The sequence below is a fragment of the Streptomyces malaysiense genome (assembly GCF_000980885.2).
Classification (GTDB): Bacteria; Actinomycetota; Actinomycetes; order Streptomycetales; family Streptomycetaceae; genus Streptomyces; species Streptomyces malaysiense.
On record NZ_LBDA02000068.1, the window covers coordinates 26035 to 41399 of the forward strand.

General features: G+C 71.6%; 16 protein-coding genes. 8 read left to right on the forward strand and 8 right to left on the reverse strand.

The window, feature by feature from the left end; translation table 11 throughout:
- Nucleotides 1-12 precede the first annotated feature (12 nt).
- The gene (locus VT52_RS38175; RefSeq protein ID WP_079175297.1) at nt 13-363 is read left to right on the forward strand and encodes an AzlD domain-containing protein; all 351 of its coding nucleotides are present in this window, start codon (nt 13-15) and stop codon (nt 361-363) included.
- 80 nt (nt 364-443) lie between these two features.
- Here the strand turns inward: VT52_RS38175 and VT52_RS27165 are convergent, their stop codons facing one another.
- Nucleotides 444-1448 carry a hypothetical protein gene (locus VT52_RS27165; protein ID WP_206306612.1) on the reverse strand — a complete coding sequence of 335 codons (1005 nt, stop codon included), beginning with the start codon at nt 1446-1448 and terminating at the stop codon, nt 444-446.
- 273 nt (nt 1449-1721) lie between these two features.
- Between VT52_RS27165 and VT52_RS27170 the strand changes: the two genes are divergently transcribed.
- The 4 genes from VT52_RS27170 (at nt 1722) to recX (ending at nt 5554) form a co-directional block, all read left to right on the forward strand.
- Entirely contained in the window at nt 1722-1916 is a 195-nt protein-coding gene (locus VT52_RS27170; protein WP_046420636.1) for a DUF3046 domain-containing protein, read from the forward strand.
- Nucleotides 1917-2051: 135 nt separating this feature from the next.
- Entirely contained in the window at nt 2052-3296 is a 1245-nt protein-coding gene (locus VT52_RS27175; RefSeq protein WP_107481461.1) for an AI-2E family transporter, read from the forward strand.
- 246 nt (nt 3297-3542) lie between these two features.
- Nucleotides 3543-4664 carry a recombinase RecA gene (gene recA, locus VT52_RS27180; protein ID WP_046420638.1) on the forward strand — a complete coding sequence of 374 codons (1122 nt, stop codon included), beginning with the start codon at nt 3543-3545 and terminating at the stop codon, nt 4662-4664.
- Between the two features lie 2 nt (nt 4665-4666).
- Nucleotides 4667-5554 (forward strand): recombination regulator RecX, encoded by an 888-nt coding sequence (gene recX, locus VT52_RS27185; protein ID WP_046420642.1) that lies wholly within the window; start codon nt 4667-4669, stop codon nt 5552-5554.
- Nucleotides 5555-5677: 123 nt separating this feature from the next.
- On the opposite strand, the gene VT52_RS27190 is transcribed toward recX, so the two are convergent.
- The 5 genes from VT52_RS27190 to VT52_RS27210 all read right to left on the reverse strand — a co-directional run bounded on the left by VT52_RS27190 (nt 5678) and on the right by VT52_RS27210 (nt 10826).
- A complete protein-coding gene (locus tag VT52_RS27190) occupies nt 5678-7279 on the reverse strand; it encodes an FAD-dependent monooxygenase (RefSeq protein ID WP_046420643.1) in 1602 nt (533 codons plus the stop codon).
- Nucleotides 7280-7458: 179 nt separating this feature from the next.
- On the reverse strand, nt 7459-8394 hold the full coding sequence (locus VT52_RS27195; RefSeq protein WP_046420646.1) for an amino acid ABC transporter permease: 936 nt from the start codon (nt 8392-8394) through the stop codon (nt 7459-7461).
- Complete coding sequence (locus tag VT52_RS27200) at nt 8391-9056, reverse strand: amino acid ABC transporter permease (RefSeq protein WP_046420649.1); 666 nt, start codon at nt 9054-9056, stop codon at nt 8391-8393. The genes VT52_RS27195 and VT52_RS27200 overlap by 4 nt, the downstream gene beginning before the upstream one ends.
- 79 nt (nt 9057-9135) lie before the next feature.
- Nucleotides 9136-9969: a glutamate ABC transporter substrate-binding protein gene (locus tag VT52_RS27205; protein WP_046420651.1), complete on the reverse strand. Its 834-nt coding sequence runs from the start codon at nt 9967-9969 to the stop codon at nt 9136-9138.
- 80 nt (nt 9970-10049) lie between these two features.
- Nucleotides 10050-10826: an amino acid ABC transporter ATP-binding protein gene (locus VT52_RS27210; protein ID WP_046420654.1), complete on the reverse strand. Its 777-nt coding sequence runs from the start codon at nt 10824-10826 to the stop codon at nt 10050-10052.
- Nucleotides 10827-11119: 293 nt separating this feature from the next.
- Here VT52_RS27210 and VT52_RS27215 point away from each other — a divergent pair, with 293 nt between their 5' ends.
- Together VT52_RS27215 and VT52_RS27220 are read left to right on the forward strand one after the other, a co-directional pair.
- Nucleotides 11120-11806: a response regulator transcription factor gene (locus VT52_RS27215; protein ID WP_046420656.1), complete on the forward strand. Its 687-nt coding sequence runs from the start codon at nt 11120-11122 to the stop codon at nt 11804-11806.
- Nucleotides 11807-11815: 9 nt separating this feature from the next.
- Nucleotides 11816-13216, forward strand: coding sequence for a sensor histidine kinase (locus VT52_RS27220; protein WP_046420658.1), 1401 nt, complete (start codon nt 11816-11818; stop codon nt 13214-13216).
- Here VT52_RS27220 and VT52_RS27225 read toward each other — a convergent pair.
- Nucleotides 13206-14204, reverse strand: coding sequence for a TAXI family TRAP transporter solute-binding subunit (locus VT52_RS27225; protein WP_046420660.1), 999 nt, complete (start codon nt 14202-14204; stop codon nt 13206-13208). The two genes, VT52_RS27220 and VT52_RS27225, sit on opposite strands and share 11 nt — an antisense overlap.
- A 129-nt stretch (nt 14205-14333) precedes the next feature.
- Here VT52_RS27225 and VT52_RS27230 point away from each other — a divergent pair, with 129 nt between their 5' ends.
- Nucleotides 14334-14762, forward strand: a complete 429-nt coding sequence (locus VT52_RS27230; protein ID WP_046420661.1) for a pyrophosphohydrolase domain-containing protein — start codon at nt 14334-14336, stop codon at nt 14760-14762.
- A gap of 85 nt (nt 14763-14847) precedes the next feature.
- Here the strand turns inward: VT52_RS27230 and VT52_RS27235 are convergent, their stop codons facing one another.
- Nucleotides 14848-15288, reverse strand: a complete 441-nt coding sequence (locus tag VT52_RS27235; RefSeq protein WP_046420664.1) for a MarR family winged helix-turn-helix transcriptional regulator — start codon at nt 15286-15288, stop codon at nt 14848-14850.
- Nucleotides 15289-15365 lie beyond the last annotated feature (77 nt).

Below are 15365 nucleotides of genomic sequence, written 5' to 3' on the forward strand. Positions count from 1 at the left end.
CCGTTCGCGCTGCTGCGGGCCTTCCGCGACAGCTACGGCATGCCACCGCACGCCTGGCTGACCGACGCCCGGGTGCGCCGCGCGCGACTCCTCCTGGACACCGGCACCAGGCCCGCCGAGGCCGCCGTCGCCCATGTCATCGAGCGCCCCGTCGTACGGCGGCTCGCCGCGCTGCTGCCCGTCGCCCTCCTCGCCGCGCTCACCGCACAGCAGACGTTCGCCCAGGGGCACGCGCTGATGCTGGACGCCAGGGCCGCGGGGCTCGGGGCGGCCGCCGCGGCCCTGGTGCTGCGGGCACCGTTCCTGGTGGTCGTCGGCGCGGCCGTACTCGTGACGGCGGGCGTCCGGGCCCTCGGCGGCTGAGCCGTCGTACACGGGTTTCAAAACCGGCAGCGGGTTCAAAACCGGCATCGGGTCGCCACCCGGCAGGGGACTGAACCGGATCAGCCCACGAAGCGGCCGTGGGCCCGCAGGGTGCACAGTGCCTCGATCGTCACCAGGGCGCGCGCCTCCAGCGTGGGGACCGGTGCCCATGACCGGCGGCGGACCGGCCAGCCGCCGTCCTCCTGCTGCCCGGCGGCCAGGTGGTCCAGGGAGCGGGCCATCTCGTCGTCGGTGAACCACGCGCGCGCGAGCGAGGCGGGGCTCCCGGCGAGATCGTGCGGAAAGTGGCGGGCGCCCGGATCACCCCGGCGTGCCGCCTGCTGCGGGACCTGGCGCATGCCCGCGGCCTGGCCGGAGGGCACCGGGCGGTCCGGGTCCAGCACGACGAGCCGCCGCGCGCGCACCAGGCGGCCGAGCCGGTCCGCGGCGGCCTCCGCGCGCGGTCGGTCGGGAACGGAGTCCAGGAAGGCCACGGCGGCCAGCACCTCGTGAGGATGCGGATCCTCCAGGTCCGCCACGGCCTGCCAGCAGAAGTCGGTGGCCCGGAACAGCCAGGCGTGCCACACCTCGTTGCGGTGCAGCAGTCCCACCACCGGCCCGGTGGCCGGCAGCGAGCCGCGGGAGCCCGCGTGGGCGGACACGCCCGAGGCGGTGGGAGAGCCCTGGACGAGCGGCGCCGCCGGATACCCGCGCCCGCCGGGATGGACCGCCGGCAGCGCGCCGTCCGCCGTGGAGACGGAGGTCAGATAGCGGCACACGCGCTCCACCCGCTGCCCGCCGCAGCGACCGACGGCGTCCAGGACGCGCAGCGCGTGCGCGGTGTGCAGGGGCTGGCTCACGGGCCCGCGCAGATCGGGCTCCAGGGCATGCCCGTACCCGCCGTCCTCGTTGCGATAGGCGTCCAGCGCCGCCTCCACCGCGTCCGGTGCGCCGCGCAGGAAGTGGTACGCGAAAAGGCGCTGTTCCAGCACGCGTGCGGTGAGCCACATGAACTGTTCGGCGCTGAAGAGCGGGGAGCGCGCCGGGGGCGTGCAGGGGAGTGGGGAAGCTCCGGTTTCGGCCATGCGTCAGACCGTAGGACGGAATGCCGCCTTGGCAAGCGGTCCCGGGCGGGCCCCACTCTCAGGGGCGGGATGCCGGCTTCACGCGGTTGACGGTCTCTTCGGACGGGGGCTCACCCCTTCTCCCCCTCCTCACTCCTTCCTCGCCCGCCCGCTCGGGCACGCCCGCTCTGGTCCTACGCTGCGTGTGTACACACGCTTCCCGCCCGGCGCGGGCGCACACCAGGTGCGACAGGCGGACAACGTGCAGGTCATAGCGGGTATGGAGCGGGATTCATGCGGTTGACGGACTTCTGGCAGCGGATGGCGGAACACTTCGGTCCGGGGTACGCCGAGACCTTCGCACGCGATCATGTGATGTCGGAGCTGGGCGGACGCACGGTCAACGAGGCGCTGGACGCCGGCTGGGCGGCCAAGGACGTGTGGCGCGTGGTGTGCACGGTCATGGACGTGCCGGGGGAACGGCGCTGAGGGGCCTCCGGCTCCCCGCCCGCCATGGGGTCGAATGCCCCGTACGTCCGATGTGAAGTCGACGCCACGGCACCGATCGGTCACGAAAGCCGCAGGTGGGCGCTGTTTGCCGGTGGAGTGGGCGAGACTTGGCGCGTGGCACGCACTGACGAGGACACCGAGCAGCTGACCCGGCGCGCGGAACCGGCCGGCCCGACGGCGACGACCGACCGGCCGCCGGTCGCCGGAGCCGCCGCACCGGACGGCCGCACGCCCGACGGCCGTATGCCGCGCTGGCTGCCGCGCGCCATGGTCCTCGCGCTCGCGCTGGTCGCCGCCTTCCAGCTGGGCAACTGGGCCTTCCACCAGCTCACCGGGCTGCTGGTCAACATCCTGATCGCGTTCTTCCTGGCCCTGGCGATCGAGCCCGCCGTGAGCCGGATGGCCGCCCGCGGCATGCGCAGGGGGCTCGCCACCTTCCTGGTCTTCTTCGTCCTGACCGTCGCCGCCGCGGGGTTCGTCACCCTGCTCGGATCGATGCTGGCCGGCCAGATCATCAAGATGATCGAGGGCTTCCCGGACTACCTGGACTCGCTCATCAACTGGATCAACCAGACCTTCCACGCCCATCTCAAACGGGTCGACGTCCAGGAGGGGCTGCTGCACTCCGACTGGCTGCGCAAGTACGCGCAGAACAGCGCGGCCGGTGTCCTCGACGTGTCCCAGCAGGTGCTCGGTGGCCTCTTCCAACTGCTCACCGTCGCGCTGTTCTCGTTCTACTTCGCCGCCGACGGCCCCCGGCTGCGCCGCGCCCTGTGCTCGGTGCTGCCGCCCGCGCGCCAGTCCGAGGTGCTGCGCGCCTGGGAGATAGCCGTCGACAAGACGGGCGGCTACCTCTACTCGCGCGGCCTGATGGCACTCGTCTCCGGCGTGGCGCACTACATCCTGCTGCAGGCCCTGGGCGTGCCGTACGCGCCCGTGCTGGGCGTCTGGGTGGGGCTGGTCTCGCAGTTCATCCCCACCATCGGCACCTATCTCGCGGGCGCGCTGCCGATGCTGATCGCGTTCACCGTCGCCCCCTGGTACGCGGTGTGGGTGCTGGTCTTCGTCGTGGTCTACCAGCAGTTCGAGAACTACATGCTCCAGCCCAAGCTGACCGCCAAGAGCGTCGACATCCACCCCGCCGTCGCCTTCGGCTCGGTCATCGTGGGCACGGCGCTGCTGGGTGCCGTCGGCGCGCTGATCTCCATCCCCGCGGTGGCCACCCTCCAGGCGTTCCTGGGCGCCTACGTGAAGCGGTACGACGTCACCGACGACCCCCGGGTGAACGGGCATCGGGTGCGGACCGGGGGCGCCCCGGGCGTGCTCGCGCGGATCAGGGCCGCCCGGGTCCGGCGGTAGCGCTCCGCCCGAGCGGCGCGGCTCTCGAAGGGCACTCCGACACGACGGGTGTCGCTTGACACGAAAATCGAACATCCATTCTCATGAAAGCTCCGGCGAGGCCGCGGACCGGGGGTTTGGTCACGTTTTTGGTAGATATGCACCCCGGTTATCCACAGGCCGGGCCGGCGTCGGGGCGCATTGTCAGTGGCAGGCGTTAGCGTCTTTGACGTGAAGCGATCGACTCAAGCAAACCGGGTGGAACCCATGGCAGGAACCGACCGCGAGAAGGCGCTCGACGCCGCACTCGCACAGATTGAACGACAATTCGGCAAGGGCGCGGTCATGCGCATGGGCGACCGGTCGAAGGAGCCCATCGAGGTCATCTCGACCGGCTCGACCGCGCTCGACGTGGCCCTCGGCGTCGGCGGTCTGCCGCGCGGCCGTGTCGTGGAGATCTACGGACCGGAGTCCTCCGGTAAGACGACCCTGACGCTGCACGCCGTGGCGAACGCGCAGAAGGCCGGCGGCCAGGTCGCGTTCGTGGACGCCGAGCACGCCCTCGACCCCGAGTACGCGCGCAAGCTGGGCGTCGACATCGACAACCTGATCCTGTCGCAGCCGGACAACGGCGAGCAGGCGCTGGAGATCGTGGACATGCTGGTCCGCTCCGGCGCGCTCGACCTGATCGTCATCGACTCCGTCGCCGCGCTCGTGCCGCGCGCCGAGATCGAGGGCGAGATGGGCGACAGCCACGTCGGTCTCCAGGCCCGTCTGATGAGCCAGGCGCTGCGGAAGATCACCAGCGCGCTCAACCAGTCCAAGACCACCGCCATCTTCATCAACCAGCTCCGCGAGAAGATCGGCGTCATGTTCGGCTCCCCGGAGACCACGACCGGTGGCCGGGCGCTGAAGTTCTACGCCTCGGTGCGCATCGACATCCGCCGCATCGAGACCCTGAAGGACGGCACCGAGGCGGTCGGCAACCGCACCCGCTGCAAGGTCGTCAAGAACAAGGTCGCGCCCCCCTTCAAGCAGGCCGAGTTCGACATCCTCTACGGCCAGGGCATCAGCCGCGAGGGCGGGCTGATCGACATGGGCGTGGAGCACGGCTTCGTCCGCAAGGCCGGCGCCTGGTACACGTACGAGGGCGACCAGCTCGGCCAGGGCAAGGAGAACGCGCGCAACTTCCTCAAGGACAACCCCGACCTGGCCAACGAGATCGAGAAGAAGATCAAGGAGAAGCTGGGCGTGGGCGTCCGGCCGGAGGAGCCGTCGGCCGAGCCCGGTGCGGACGCCGCGGGTGCCGCCCCGGCCGAGGACACCGCCAAGACGGCCGCCCCGGCCGCCAAGGCCACCAAGCCCAAGGCCGCCGCTGCCAAGAGCTGACCGTGACACGACGAACCGACTGGTCCGAGTACGAGTACGCCACACCCGGTGCCTCACGGGGGAGGGGCACCGGGAGCCGCCCGGCGCACGTCCCGGGCGGTGACAACGGGTACGGGACCGGTGGAGACCACGGACACGGGGACGACGGACACGGCGACGGCTGGGACGGGGGCGACGGATACGGGGACGGCGCTCGCGGGGGCGGCGCCTGGCCGGGTGACGAGGGCGGTGAGCCGTACGGGGGCGGCTCGACCGGTCCCGGCTCCCGGGATGCCGACGGCGCACGGGGCGGCCGGGGGCGGGGCCGCCGACGGCGCGGCTTCGGAGAGCCGTCCGGTGCGGACGAAGGCGCCAGCTCCTCGCCGATGACCGAGCGGGGGGAGTCCTCGGGGGACCCGGCCGAGCGGGCACGGGCGATCTGCCTGCGCCTGCTCACCGGTACCCCGCGCACCCGCAAGCAGCTCGCGGACGCCCTGCGCAAGCGGGAGATCCCCGAGGACGTGGCCGAGGAGGTGCTGTCGCGGTTCGAGGAGGTCGGGCTGATCGACGACGGCGCGTTCGCGGACGCCTGGGTGGAGTCCCGGCACCACGGCCGTGGCCTGGCCCGGCGGGCCCTCGCCCGGGAGCTGCGTACCAAGGGGGTCGACTCGACGCTGATCGAGGAGGCCGTCGGACAGCTCGACTCCGACCAGGAGGAGGAGACCGCCCGGGAACTCGTCGCCCGCAAGCTGCGCGCCACCCGGGGCCTCGACCGCGACAAGCGCATCCGCCGCCTCGCCGGCATGCTCGCCCGCAAGGGCTATTCCGAAGGGATGTCCCTGCGCGTCGTGCGCCGGGCTTTGGAGGAAGAGGGGGAGGAGACGGACTTTTCGGGGGAGTCCGATCTCTGACGACGCGCCGGACGGGGAACCGGTGGAGCGGCGCGCGGGACGAAGGGTGCGGGGCGGGACCGTGTCGGGCTTCCCGTTGCCGGTGAGTGCCCCGGAACCCGTGCCCGGCGACACCCGCCCCGGTCAACGCACCCCTGCCCCCGCCTCCACCTCCTCCTTCACCGCTCCCCCCACCGTCGCCTCCGCCGCCGCGTAGAGGTCGGCGGGGCGGACGCCGGTCAGGGCGGTGACCAGGTGGCCGTCGGGGCGTACGAGGAGCACGCTGTGGGCCGGGGCGCCCGGGTAGCTCTCGGCGACCAGCAGTTCCGCGGGGTGCGGCAGGGCCGTCACGGCGGCGGCCAGGCGGGGCATCAGGCCCGCGGAGACCCAGTGCTTGCGGTCCCAGACGCCGGTGCCGGGGGCGATCAGCAGGACGAGCAGCGTGCCGCGGCCGAGACGGTCGCGCAGGCGGACGAAGGAGCCGTCCTCCGCCGTGACGCGGACGTCCGTCACCGGTGCGCCGCGCGGGGTGTCGACGGGGATCTCGCCCTGGAGGTGGCGGGGCGTGAGCGGGGAGGCGGTGTAGGCGCCCGGCGCGCCGAGCGACCCGCGGCCCAGGTGGCCGTCGGCAAGGAGGGCGTCGTGGCCCCGGGCCGTGCCCGGGACGATGTTGCGCAGTCCGCCCCCGCCGCGCAGCCCCGGCAGCGCCTGGTCGGTGGCGCGCAGCCGGGCGGCGACCACCGCGCGCCGCTCCGCCTGGTAGCTGTCGAGCAGCGCCTCGTGCGGGCCGTGGTGCCAGGCGGAGGCCAGTTTCCAGGAGAGGTTGTCGGCGTCCCGCAGCCCCTCGTCAAGACCCTGTGTGCCCAGCGCGCCGAGCAGATGCGCCGCGTCGCCGGCGAGGAAGACACGGCCGTCCCGCCACCGCCGGGCCAGCCGGTGGTGCACCGTGTGGACGCCGGTGTCGAGCAGGTCGTACGCCGGTGTCGAGCTGTCGGTCCAGCCCGCGAGGGTCTCCCGGATCCGGGCCACCAGGAGTTCGGGCGTGACCAGGTCCTTGCCCGGCGGCAGCAGCCAGTCCAGGCGCCAGGCGCCGTCCGGCAGCGGGCGGGCGGTCACCTCCCCGGCGAAGGGCCCGGACGACCGCCACGGCGGCATCCGGTGCAGCAGGGCCTGGTCCTCCCAGGGAAGTTCCGTGCGCAGCGCGGCGACCGCGTGCCGCTCCACCGCCGTACGGCCGGGGAAGCGGATGTCCTGGAGTTTGCGCACGGTCGAGCGGGTGCCGTCGCAGCCCACCAGGTAACTGCCGCGCCACCAGGTGCCCTTGGTTCCCCGGGTGTGCGCGGTGACGCCGGAGGGCTCCTGCTCGATCGAGTCCAGGCGGCTGTCGGTGGCGATCTCCACCAGTGGCTGATCGGCGGCGGCCGCCCGCAGCAGGCCCGAGACCACGTGCTGGGCGATGTGCACCGGGGCGGGTTCGTCCGGGGCGAAGGCGATCTCGCTCACCACCTGCCGGCGGCGCAACGAGCGCCAGCCGGTCCAGCGCACGCCGTGGTGGCCGAGCGCCGCGCCGGTCAGCCGTTCCAGCAGCGCGGCCGTGTCCGCGCGCAGTACGACGGTGCGCGCCGGGCGGGCGTCCTCCTTGCCGGGGCCCTCGTCCAGGACGACGGTCGGTACCTCCTGGCGGGCCAGCGCCAGGGCGAGCGTGAGCCCGACGGGCCCCGCTCCGACGATGATCACCGGGTCCACGGCGCGGCGCCCCCCGTCCGCGGCGATGCCTCGACGGCGGTGGGTGAACAGCAGGGTGAGGCCGGGTGCACGATCACAGAACGTATGCAACCCATTGGCAGAGTATGCGTCAAGTGACCCTCGGGGGCAGTGGCGATCATGCCACCGCCCCCGGCCGAATCATGCGAATTAAATGATCGTCACTTCTTGGTGCCGGTGATGTCGCCGATGCCGGAGAGGGAGCCCGACGGATCCGCGCCGGTCGCCGCCGTACCCGCGACGTCCGCGACGTCCTGCGCGCCCAGCACCGCACCGGCCGACCTCTTGCCCCGCCGCAGCCGGCCCTCCAGCCAGTGCGCGAAGGAGGTCAGCGAGAAGTTGATGGCCACGTAGATCACGGCCACGACGGTGAGCGAGGCGATGAAGTTGCCGTAGTAGCCGCTCATCGTGTTGGCCGAGGCCAGCATTTCGGGGAAGGTGAGGACCGCGCCGCCGAGGGCGGTGTCCTTCACGATGACCACCAACTGGCTGACGATCGCCGGGAGCATCACGGTGACCGACTGCGGCAGCAGCACGAGCCGCATCATCTGGCCCTTGCGCAGGCCGATCGCCAGGGACGCCTCGGACTGCCCTTTGGGCAGCGAGAGGATGCCCGCACGGACGATCTCCGCGAGCACCGACGCGTTGTACAGCACCAGGCCGGTGACGACCGCGTAGAACGGCCGGTCGTCCGAGCTGACACCGGTGTACTCGGCGAACAGCGCGAGCCCGAAGATCATCAGGACCAGCACGGGGATCGCGCGGAAGAACTCGACCAGCACCGCGGCGATCACCCGCACCCAGACGTGGTCCGAGAGCCTTGCGATACCGAGGACCGCGCCCAGCGGAAGCGCGACGACCATCGCCAGCGCCGCCGCCTCGAGGGTCTTCTGCAGCCCCGGCCAGATGTACGTCGTGTACGCCTCGGAACCGGAGAAGAAGGGCTTCCACAGGGCCCAGTCCAGCTGGCCCTTGTCGTTCAGGGCGCGGTAGACCCACCAGACGAGGGCCGCGAGGACGACCAGGAAGGCCGCCGTGTAGAGGACGTTGCGCCGCTTGGCGCGGGGTCCCGGAGTGTCGTACAGGACGGAAGTCATCGCTTCACCGCCACCTTCTTGCCCACCCAGCCGAGGATCAGGCCGGTCGGCAGGGTCAGGCAGACGAAGCCGAAGGCGATGACCGCCGAGATCGACATCAGCTGCGCCTCGTTCTCGATCATCTTCTTCATCAGCAGGGCCGCCTCCGCCACGCTGATCGCGGCGGCCACCGTCGTGTTCTTCGTCAGCGCGATCAGCACGTTGGTCAGCGGTGCGACGGTCGCGCGGAAGGCCTGCGGGAGCACGACCAGACCCAGCACCTGGGAGAAGCCGAGGCCGATGGCCCGTGCCGCCTCCGCCTGGCCGACCGGCACCGTGTTGATGCCGGCGCGGATCGCCTCGCACACGAAGGCCGAGGTGTAGACGACCAGGCCGAGTACGGCCAGCCGGAAGTTGATCGCGTCGAAGCCCTTGGCGCCCAGGCTGACGCCCAGCGTCTGGTTCAGACCCAGCGAGGAGAACAGAATGATCACCGTGAGCGGGATGTTCCGCACGATGTTCACGTAGGCGGTGCCGAAACCGCGCATCAGCGGTACCGGGCCCACCCGCATGGCGGCCAGCAGGGTGCCCCAGACCAGGGAGCCCAGGGCCGACAGCAGGGTGAGCTGCACCGTCGTCCAGAAGGCGCCCAGTACGTCGTAATGTCCAAGAAAGTCGAACACGATCTCCCGCGCTTCCGCGTGTAGGGATGCCCACGGTGCGCCGCCGTCGTGAAGGGCGGCGCACCGGCGGGGCGTTGCCTCAGCTCTTGACGTCGCCGATGTGCGGCGCGGGCTCGTTCTTGTACTCGGCCGGGCCGAAGTTCTTCTTCACGGCGGCCGTCCAGGAGCCGTCGGAGACCATCGACTCCAGGGCCTTGTTGATCTTCGCCTTGAGGTCGCTGCCCTTCTTGACGCCGATCCCGTAGTTCTCGTTGGTCATCTTGAAGCCGCCGAGCTTGAACTTGCCCTTGAACTGGGTCTGGGCGGCGTAACCGGCGAGGATGGAGTCGTCCGTGGTGAGGGCGTCGATCGCGCCGCTCTGAAGGCCGGACAGGCAGGCCGAGTACGTCGGGTACGTCTGGAGGTCGGCCTTCGGGGCCAGCTTGGCCTTGACGTTCTGCGCCGAGGTCGAACCGGCGACCGAACACAGCTTCTTGTTGTTCAGGTCCGCCGGCGCCTTGATGGCGGTCTCGTCGGCGCGCAGCAGCACGTCCTGGTGGGCCAGCAGGTACGGGCCGGCGAAGTCGACCTTCTGCTCGCGCTCCGGGGTGATCGAGTACGTGGCGGCGATGAAGTCGACGTCACCGCGCTGGAGCATGGTCTCGCGGTCGGCGCTCTTCGACTCCTTCCACTCGATCTGGTCCGGGCTGTAGCCGAGCTTCTTGGCGACATAGGTGGCCACGTCGACATCGAAACCCGCGTAGCCCTGGGGCGTCTTCTGGCCGAGGCCGGGCTGGTCGAACTTGATGCCGATGGCGATCTTCTTGCCACCGGAGGACCCGTTGTCGTCCTTCTTGCCGCCGCCGCACGCGGTGGCGGCGAGGCTGAGGGCGAGGACGGCGGCCGAGGCGGCGGTGACCTTGCGGAGCTGCATGCTGAACATCCTTCGAAGTGGTGCGGGACGAGGCCCGTCGGGAAAAGCGATCCAGGCGCCGGCGAGAGCCGTCCGCGGTCTCAGTGGTGCAGGATCTTGGACAGGAAGTCCTTGGCCCGGTCGCTGCGCGGGTTGTTGAAGAACTGCTCGGGCGCGGCCTGTTCGACGATCCGGCCGTCCGCCATGAAGACCACCCGGTTGGCGGCGGAGCGTGCGAAGCCCATCTCATGGGTGACGACGATCATCGTCATGCCCTCGCTCGCCAGCTGCCGCATGACGTCCAGGACCTCGTTGATCATCTCGGGGTCGAGTGCCGAGGTCGGCTCGTCGAAGAGCATGACCTTCGGGTTCATCGCCAGCGCCCGCGCGATGGCGACACGCTGCTGCTGGCCGCCGGACAGCTGGGCGGGGTACTTGTCGGCCTGGGTGCCCACGCCGACCCGGTCCAGCAGGGCCCGCGCCTTCTCCTCGGCCGCCTTCTTGTCGGCCCTGCGGACCTTGATCTGGCCCAGCATCACGTTCTCGAGCACGGTCTTGTGCGCGAAGAGATTGAAGGACTGGAAGACCATCCCGACGTCGGCGCGCAGTCGCGCCAGCTCCCGGCCCTCGTGCGGCAGGGGTCTGCCGTCGATCGTGATGGTGCCCGAGTCGATCGTCTCCAGGCGGTTGATGGTGCGGCACAGGGTCGACTTGCCGGACCCGGAGGGCCCGATGACGACCACGACCTCGCCGCGGTCGATCGTCAGGTCGATGTCCTGGAGCACGTGCAACGCGCCGAAGTGCTTGTTGACGCTCTTCAGGACGACCAGTTCGTCGGACGCGGCCCTGTCCTCCTTGGCCACCGATACTTCGGTCATCGCTTCACGGCTCCGTCCTCCTCGGTTTCGGAGGACAGTAATGACGGCCTGTGACCTGCGTCATCACATCTGAGGGAGATCTGAGCATCACGATCCGGCAGCCGCCGTACACATGTCGTAGCGGTAACCCTCAGGATGCGTATCGGCCGCATAACGGAAGCGACGGGCAACCGGAAGCCACTTGACGGCGTCCTGCTCCATCGGCGTCACTGCCATGGTGCCCGCGTGCGGGCAGATGATCTGCGAGGCGGATAAACGATGTCCGTACGACCACTGAACCGGAGGGGGCCGGAATGAGACTGCTGCTCGTCGAGGACGACAACCACGTCGCCGCGGCCCTGTCCGCCGTGCTGACCAGGCACGGATTCGACGTCACCCACGCGCGCAACGGCGAGGAGGCCCTGCGCGCGCTCGTCCCGGAGAGCGACGGCTTCGGCGTGGTCCTGCTCGACCTGGGGCTGCCCGACCAGGACGGCTACGAGGTCTGCGGCAAGATCCGCAAGCGCACCAGCACCCCGGTGATCATGGTCACCGCCCGCTCCGACGTCCGCTCCCGCATCCACGGGCTCAACCTGGGCGCCGACGACTACGTGGTGAAGCCGTACGACACCGGGGAACTGCTCGCCCGGATCCACGCCGTGAGCCGGCGCACCACCCACGAGGACCCCGCCCAGACCGGCGAGGGCCTGCTGCGCCTCGGTCCGGTGCGGGTCGAACTGCCCACCCGCCAGGTCAGCGTGGACGGCTCGGTCGTCCAGCTGACCCGCAAGGAGTTCGACCTGCTGGCGCTGCTCGCCCAGCGCCCCGGCGTGGTCTTCCGGCGGGAGCAGATCATCAGCGAGGTGTGGCAGACCAGTTGGGAGGGCACCGGACGCACCCTGGAGGTGCATGTCGCCTCCCTGCGCGCCAAGCTGCGCCTGCCCGCGCTCATCGAGACCGTCCGCGGCGTCGGCTACCGGCTCGTCGCCCCGGCCGCCTAGCGGGGACGGGTGCGCACACGGCTGCTGCCGCTGCTCATCGTCCTGATGGCGGCCGTACTCCTCGCCCTCGGCGTCCCGCTCGCCGTCAGCATGGCCGCCTCCGAGCAGCAGCGGGTCGTGGTCGACCGGATCGACGACACGGCCCGCTTCGCCGCGCTCGCCCAGTTCGTCACCGAGGGCCCCGGCGGCTCCCGGCGCACCGGTACGGACGAGCGCTGGGAGGCCCTGCGCAGCGAACTCGACAGCTACCACGGCGTCTACGGCATCCGCGCCGGCGTCTTCTACCGCAACGGTTCCGCCATGGCCAACGCGCCCGGCGACTGGTTCGTACCGCGGTCGGGGGAGGTCCGGGAGGCGTTCGACGAGGCGCTGCTCAGCCGGCGCAGCCACGATTCCCCGCAGGCGTGGCCCTGGCAGCACAGCCGGCTGGTGGTCGCCTCGCCGGTGATCCGGGACGGAGACGTGATCGCGGTCGTCGTCACCGACTCGCCCACCGGACCGCTGCGCCTGCGGATCCTGCACGACTGCCTGCTGATCGGGGTCGGCGAGATCGCCGCCATGCTGCTCGCCGTCGCCGCGGCGCTGCGGCTGACCGGCTGGGTGCTGCGGCCGGTACGGGTCCTGGACGCCACCACCCACGACATCGCCACCGGACGCCTGAAGTCCCGGGTGGCGGCCGCCGGCGGGCCCCCGGAACTCCGGCGCCTCGCCCACTCGTTCAACGAGATGGCGGACCACGTCCAGGAGGTGCTGGAACAGCAGCGCGCCTTCGTCGCGGACGCCTCCCACCAGCTGCGCAACCCGCTGTCCGCGCTGCTGCTGCGCATCGAACTGCTCGCGCTCGAACTCCCGGAGGGAAACGAGGAGATCGCCTCGGTGCGCACCGAGGGCAAGCGCCTCGCCCAGGTCCTGGACGACCTGCTGGACCTGGCGCTCGCCGAGCACGCCGAGGCCGATCTGAGCCTGACCGACATCGGCGCCCTCGCCGAGGAGCGGCTGGCCGCCTGGTCTCCGGCCGCCGAGGCCCAGGGGGTCCGGCTGACCGGTGACTGCCCGGCCACCACCGGCTGGGCCGATCCGATCACCCTGTCCAGCGCGCTGGACGCGGTGATCGACAACGCGGTGAAGTTCACCCCCGAGGGAGGCGCGGTGGACGTCGCCGTCTCCTTCGAGGGGGACACCTCCAGGATCGTCGTCACCGACACCGGGCCCGGCCTCACCGAGGAGGAACTCGCGCGTGTCGGCGACCGTTTCTGGCGCAGCGGCCGCCATCAGAACGTCAAGGGCTCCGGGCTCGGGCTGTCCATAACCCGCGCCCTCCTGGAGGCGGGCGGCGGCTCGATAGCCTACGGCCCGCACGAGCCGCGGGGGCTGCGGGTGACGGTGTCGGTGCCGAGGTTCAGGGCTTGACCGAGCGGTAGTAGCGGCGGGCGCCCTCCTGGAGCGGGAGGGGGTCGGTGTAGATGGCGGTGCGCAGGTCCACAAGCTGGGCGGAGTGGACGTGGGCGCCGATGCCGTCGCGGCTCTTGATCACGGTGCGGGTCACCCACTCGGTGAGCCGGGGGTCCATGTCCGCGCGGGTCATCAGCAGGTTGGCCACCGCGATCGTCGGTACCTCGACGCCGTGCTGGACGTCCGGGTAGGCCGACTCGGGCATGTTGGTGGCCCGGTAGTACCGCGTCTCCTCGCCCTGCGCGTGCAGCTCGGTGACGAGGTCGCCGTCGAGCGGGACGAATCGGAAGGCACCCTTCTCGGCCGGCGCCGCCAGACCCTTGGTGGGCAGGCCGCCCGACCAGAAGAACGCGTCGATCCCGCCCCGCTCCAGCCGGTCGGGCCCGGTGTCTATGCCGTCGGCGGCGGGGGTGATGTCCGTGTGGGGATCGATGCCGGCGGCCCGCAGCACCCGGTCGGCGATCAGCCTCACCCCCGAGTTGGGCAGTCCGGTCGCCACCCGCTTGTGCCGCAGGTCCTCGATGCCGTGGATGTCCGAGTCGCCGCGCACCACGAGGTGCACGTAGTCGTCGTAGAGCCGGGCCACCCCGCGCAGGTTCCCGGCCCCGCGGCCGTGCGCCAGCCCGTACGCCTGCACCGCGTCGGCCGCCGCGATGGTGAAGTCGGCCTTCCCGGTCGCCACCCGCCGCACGTTCTCCTGGGAGCCCGCGCTGTTGAGGAGCTTCACCTTCAGGCCGGGCATGTCCCTGGCCAGCTCGGTGCGCAGCCGCTCGCCGTACTCCTGGTAGACGCCCTTGGAGGTGCCGGTGCTGAAGACGATCGTCCCGCTCGGCGGCTTCTCGCCCAGCGGCAGCAGCCACCACAGCAGCAGACCGAGGGCGACGGCACCGGCGGCCGCGGCCGGCAGCGCCCGGCGTCCGCCGGCGCGGGGGAAGAGCTTGGACATGCGGCGATCCTGCCAGGCGAGGCACGGCGCTGACCAGGTCCGGGGCTGTGAGGTGGGCCGCGGGCCGGTCCGCGGCCGGGAGGCCGCCGGGCGACGGGCGCCGTCGGTGGTGGCCGTTAGGGTCGACGCATGAGCACTTCGCCCGTCGATCTCGTCCGTGAGTTCCACCGCGCCTTCGGCCTCGACGCCCGCAGCACCCCCACCGAGGTCTCCCCCGAACTGGCCGCCCACCGCTGGGACATGCTCGCCGAGGAGGCCGCCGAAGTCGGCGAGGTCTCGGTCGGGGGCCCGCTGGACGAGCTGGCGCACGAGCTGGCGGACGTGGTGTACGTGGCGTACGGCACCGCCCTGGTCCACGGCATCGACCTGGACCAGGTGATCGCCGAGGTCCATCGCGCCAACATGAGCAAGATCGGCCCCGACGGACAGGTCAGCCGCCGTGCCGACGGCAAGGTCCTCAAGGGCGAGCACTACCGGGCACCGGACGTGTCGTCGGTCCTGCGCCGCCAGGGCTGGGTGCCGGCGGCGCGGGACGGCGGGGCGGAGACGGGAGCCTAGGGCCTCCCGTTCGGGCGTGCCGGACCAGGGAGCGGGCGGGTGTCCGGCGGGCGCTGCCGACCGCGCCCGCGTGGCCTGCCCCGGGTCAGGCCCGCGGGCCGGTACCGCCCACCCGGGTCAACAGGGCGGCGAGCAGCGGGACTTCCTCCTCCCCCCAGGCCGGGGCGGCGAAGAGGTCCCCGGCGGTCTCCTCGGCCGTGGCCCGCATCTCCTTCAGGCGGGCCCGGCCCGTGCCGGTGAGCGACGCGTAGGCCACGCGCGCGTCCCGGGCGTCCGGCTCCCGGGTCACCAGCCCGATCCGCTCCAGGGGAGCCAGCGCGCGGGTGACCCCGGAGGCCGTCAGCCCCAGGGCCTCGGCGAGGTCGACCCGCCGCATCCGGTTGCCGGGTGCCTGCCCCAGCCGTAGCAGCAGGGTGAAATCGGCGAGGCTCACTCCGTGCAGCCCACCGAGCCGGGCGTCGAACCGCCGTACGAGCGCGGCCTGGGCCCGCACGAGGCGCAGGGCGGCGTCCAGGGCGTCACTCATGGTCCATGTCCATCCGGAAGCAGCTCCTGGAGGTTTCCTTGACATTTCCTTGAGTGCTCAAGTTTATGGCACGGATG

What these genes read in the sequence shown, in the direction of transcription:
- VT52_RS27235 (WP_046420664.1), bottom strand. Translation starts at nt 15,288, where the DNA reads ATGAGTGACGCCCTGGACGCCGCCCTGCGCCTCGTGCGGGCCCAGGCC.
- VT52_RS27170 (WP_046420636.1), top strand. Translation starts at nt 1,722, where the DNA reads ATGCGGTTGACGGACTTCTGGCAGCGGATGGCGGAACACTTCGGTCCG.
- VT52_RS27225 (WP_046420660.1), bottom strand. Translation starts at nt 14,204, where the DNA reads ATGTCCAAGCTCTTCCCCCGCGCCGGCGGACGCCGGGCGCTGCCGGCC.
- VT52_RS27205 (WP_046420651.1), bottom strand. Translation starts at nt 9,969, where the DNA reads ATGCAGCTCCGCAAGGTCACCGCCGCCTCGGCCGCCGTCCTCGCCCTC.
- VT52_RS27215 (WP_046420656.1), top strand. Translation starts at nt 11,120, where the DNA reads ATGAGACTGCTGCTCGTCGAGGACGACAACCACGTCGCCGCGGCCCTG.
- VT52_RS27165 (WP_206306612.1), bottom strand. Translation starts at nt 1,448, where the DNA reads ATGGCCGAAACCGGAGCTTCCCCACTCCCCTGCACGCCCCCGGCGCGC.
- VT52_RS27195 (WP_046420646.1), bottom strand. Translation starts at nt 8,394, where the DNA reads ATGACTTCCGTCCTGTACGACACTCCGGGACCCCGCGCCAAGCGGCGC.
- recA (WP_046420638.1), top strand. Translation starts at nt 3,543, where the DNA reads ATGGCAGGAACCGACCGCGAGAAGGCGCTCGACGCCGCACTCGCACAG.
- VT52_RS27230 (WP_046420661.1), top strand. Translation starts at nt 14,334, where the DNA reads ATGAGCACTTCGCCCGTCGATCTCGTCCGTGAGTTCCACCGCGCCTTC.
- VT52_RS27210 (WP_046420654.1), bottom strand. Translation starts at nt 10,826, where the DNA reads ATGACCGAAGTATCGGTGGCCAAGGAGGACAGGGCCGCGTCCGACGAA.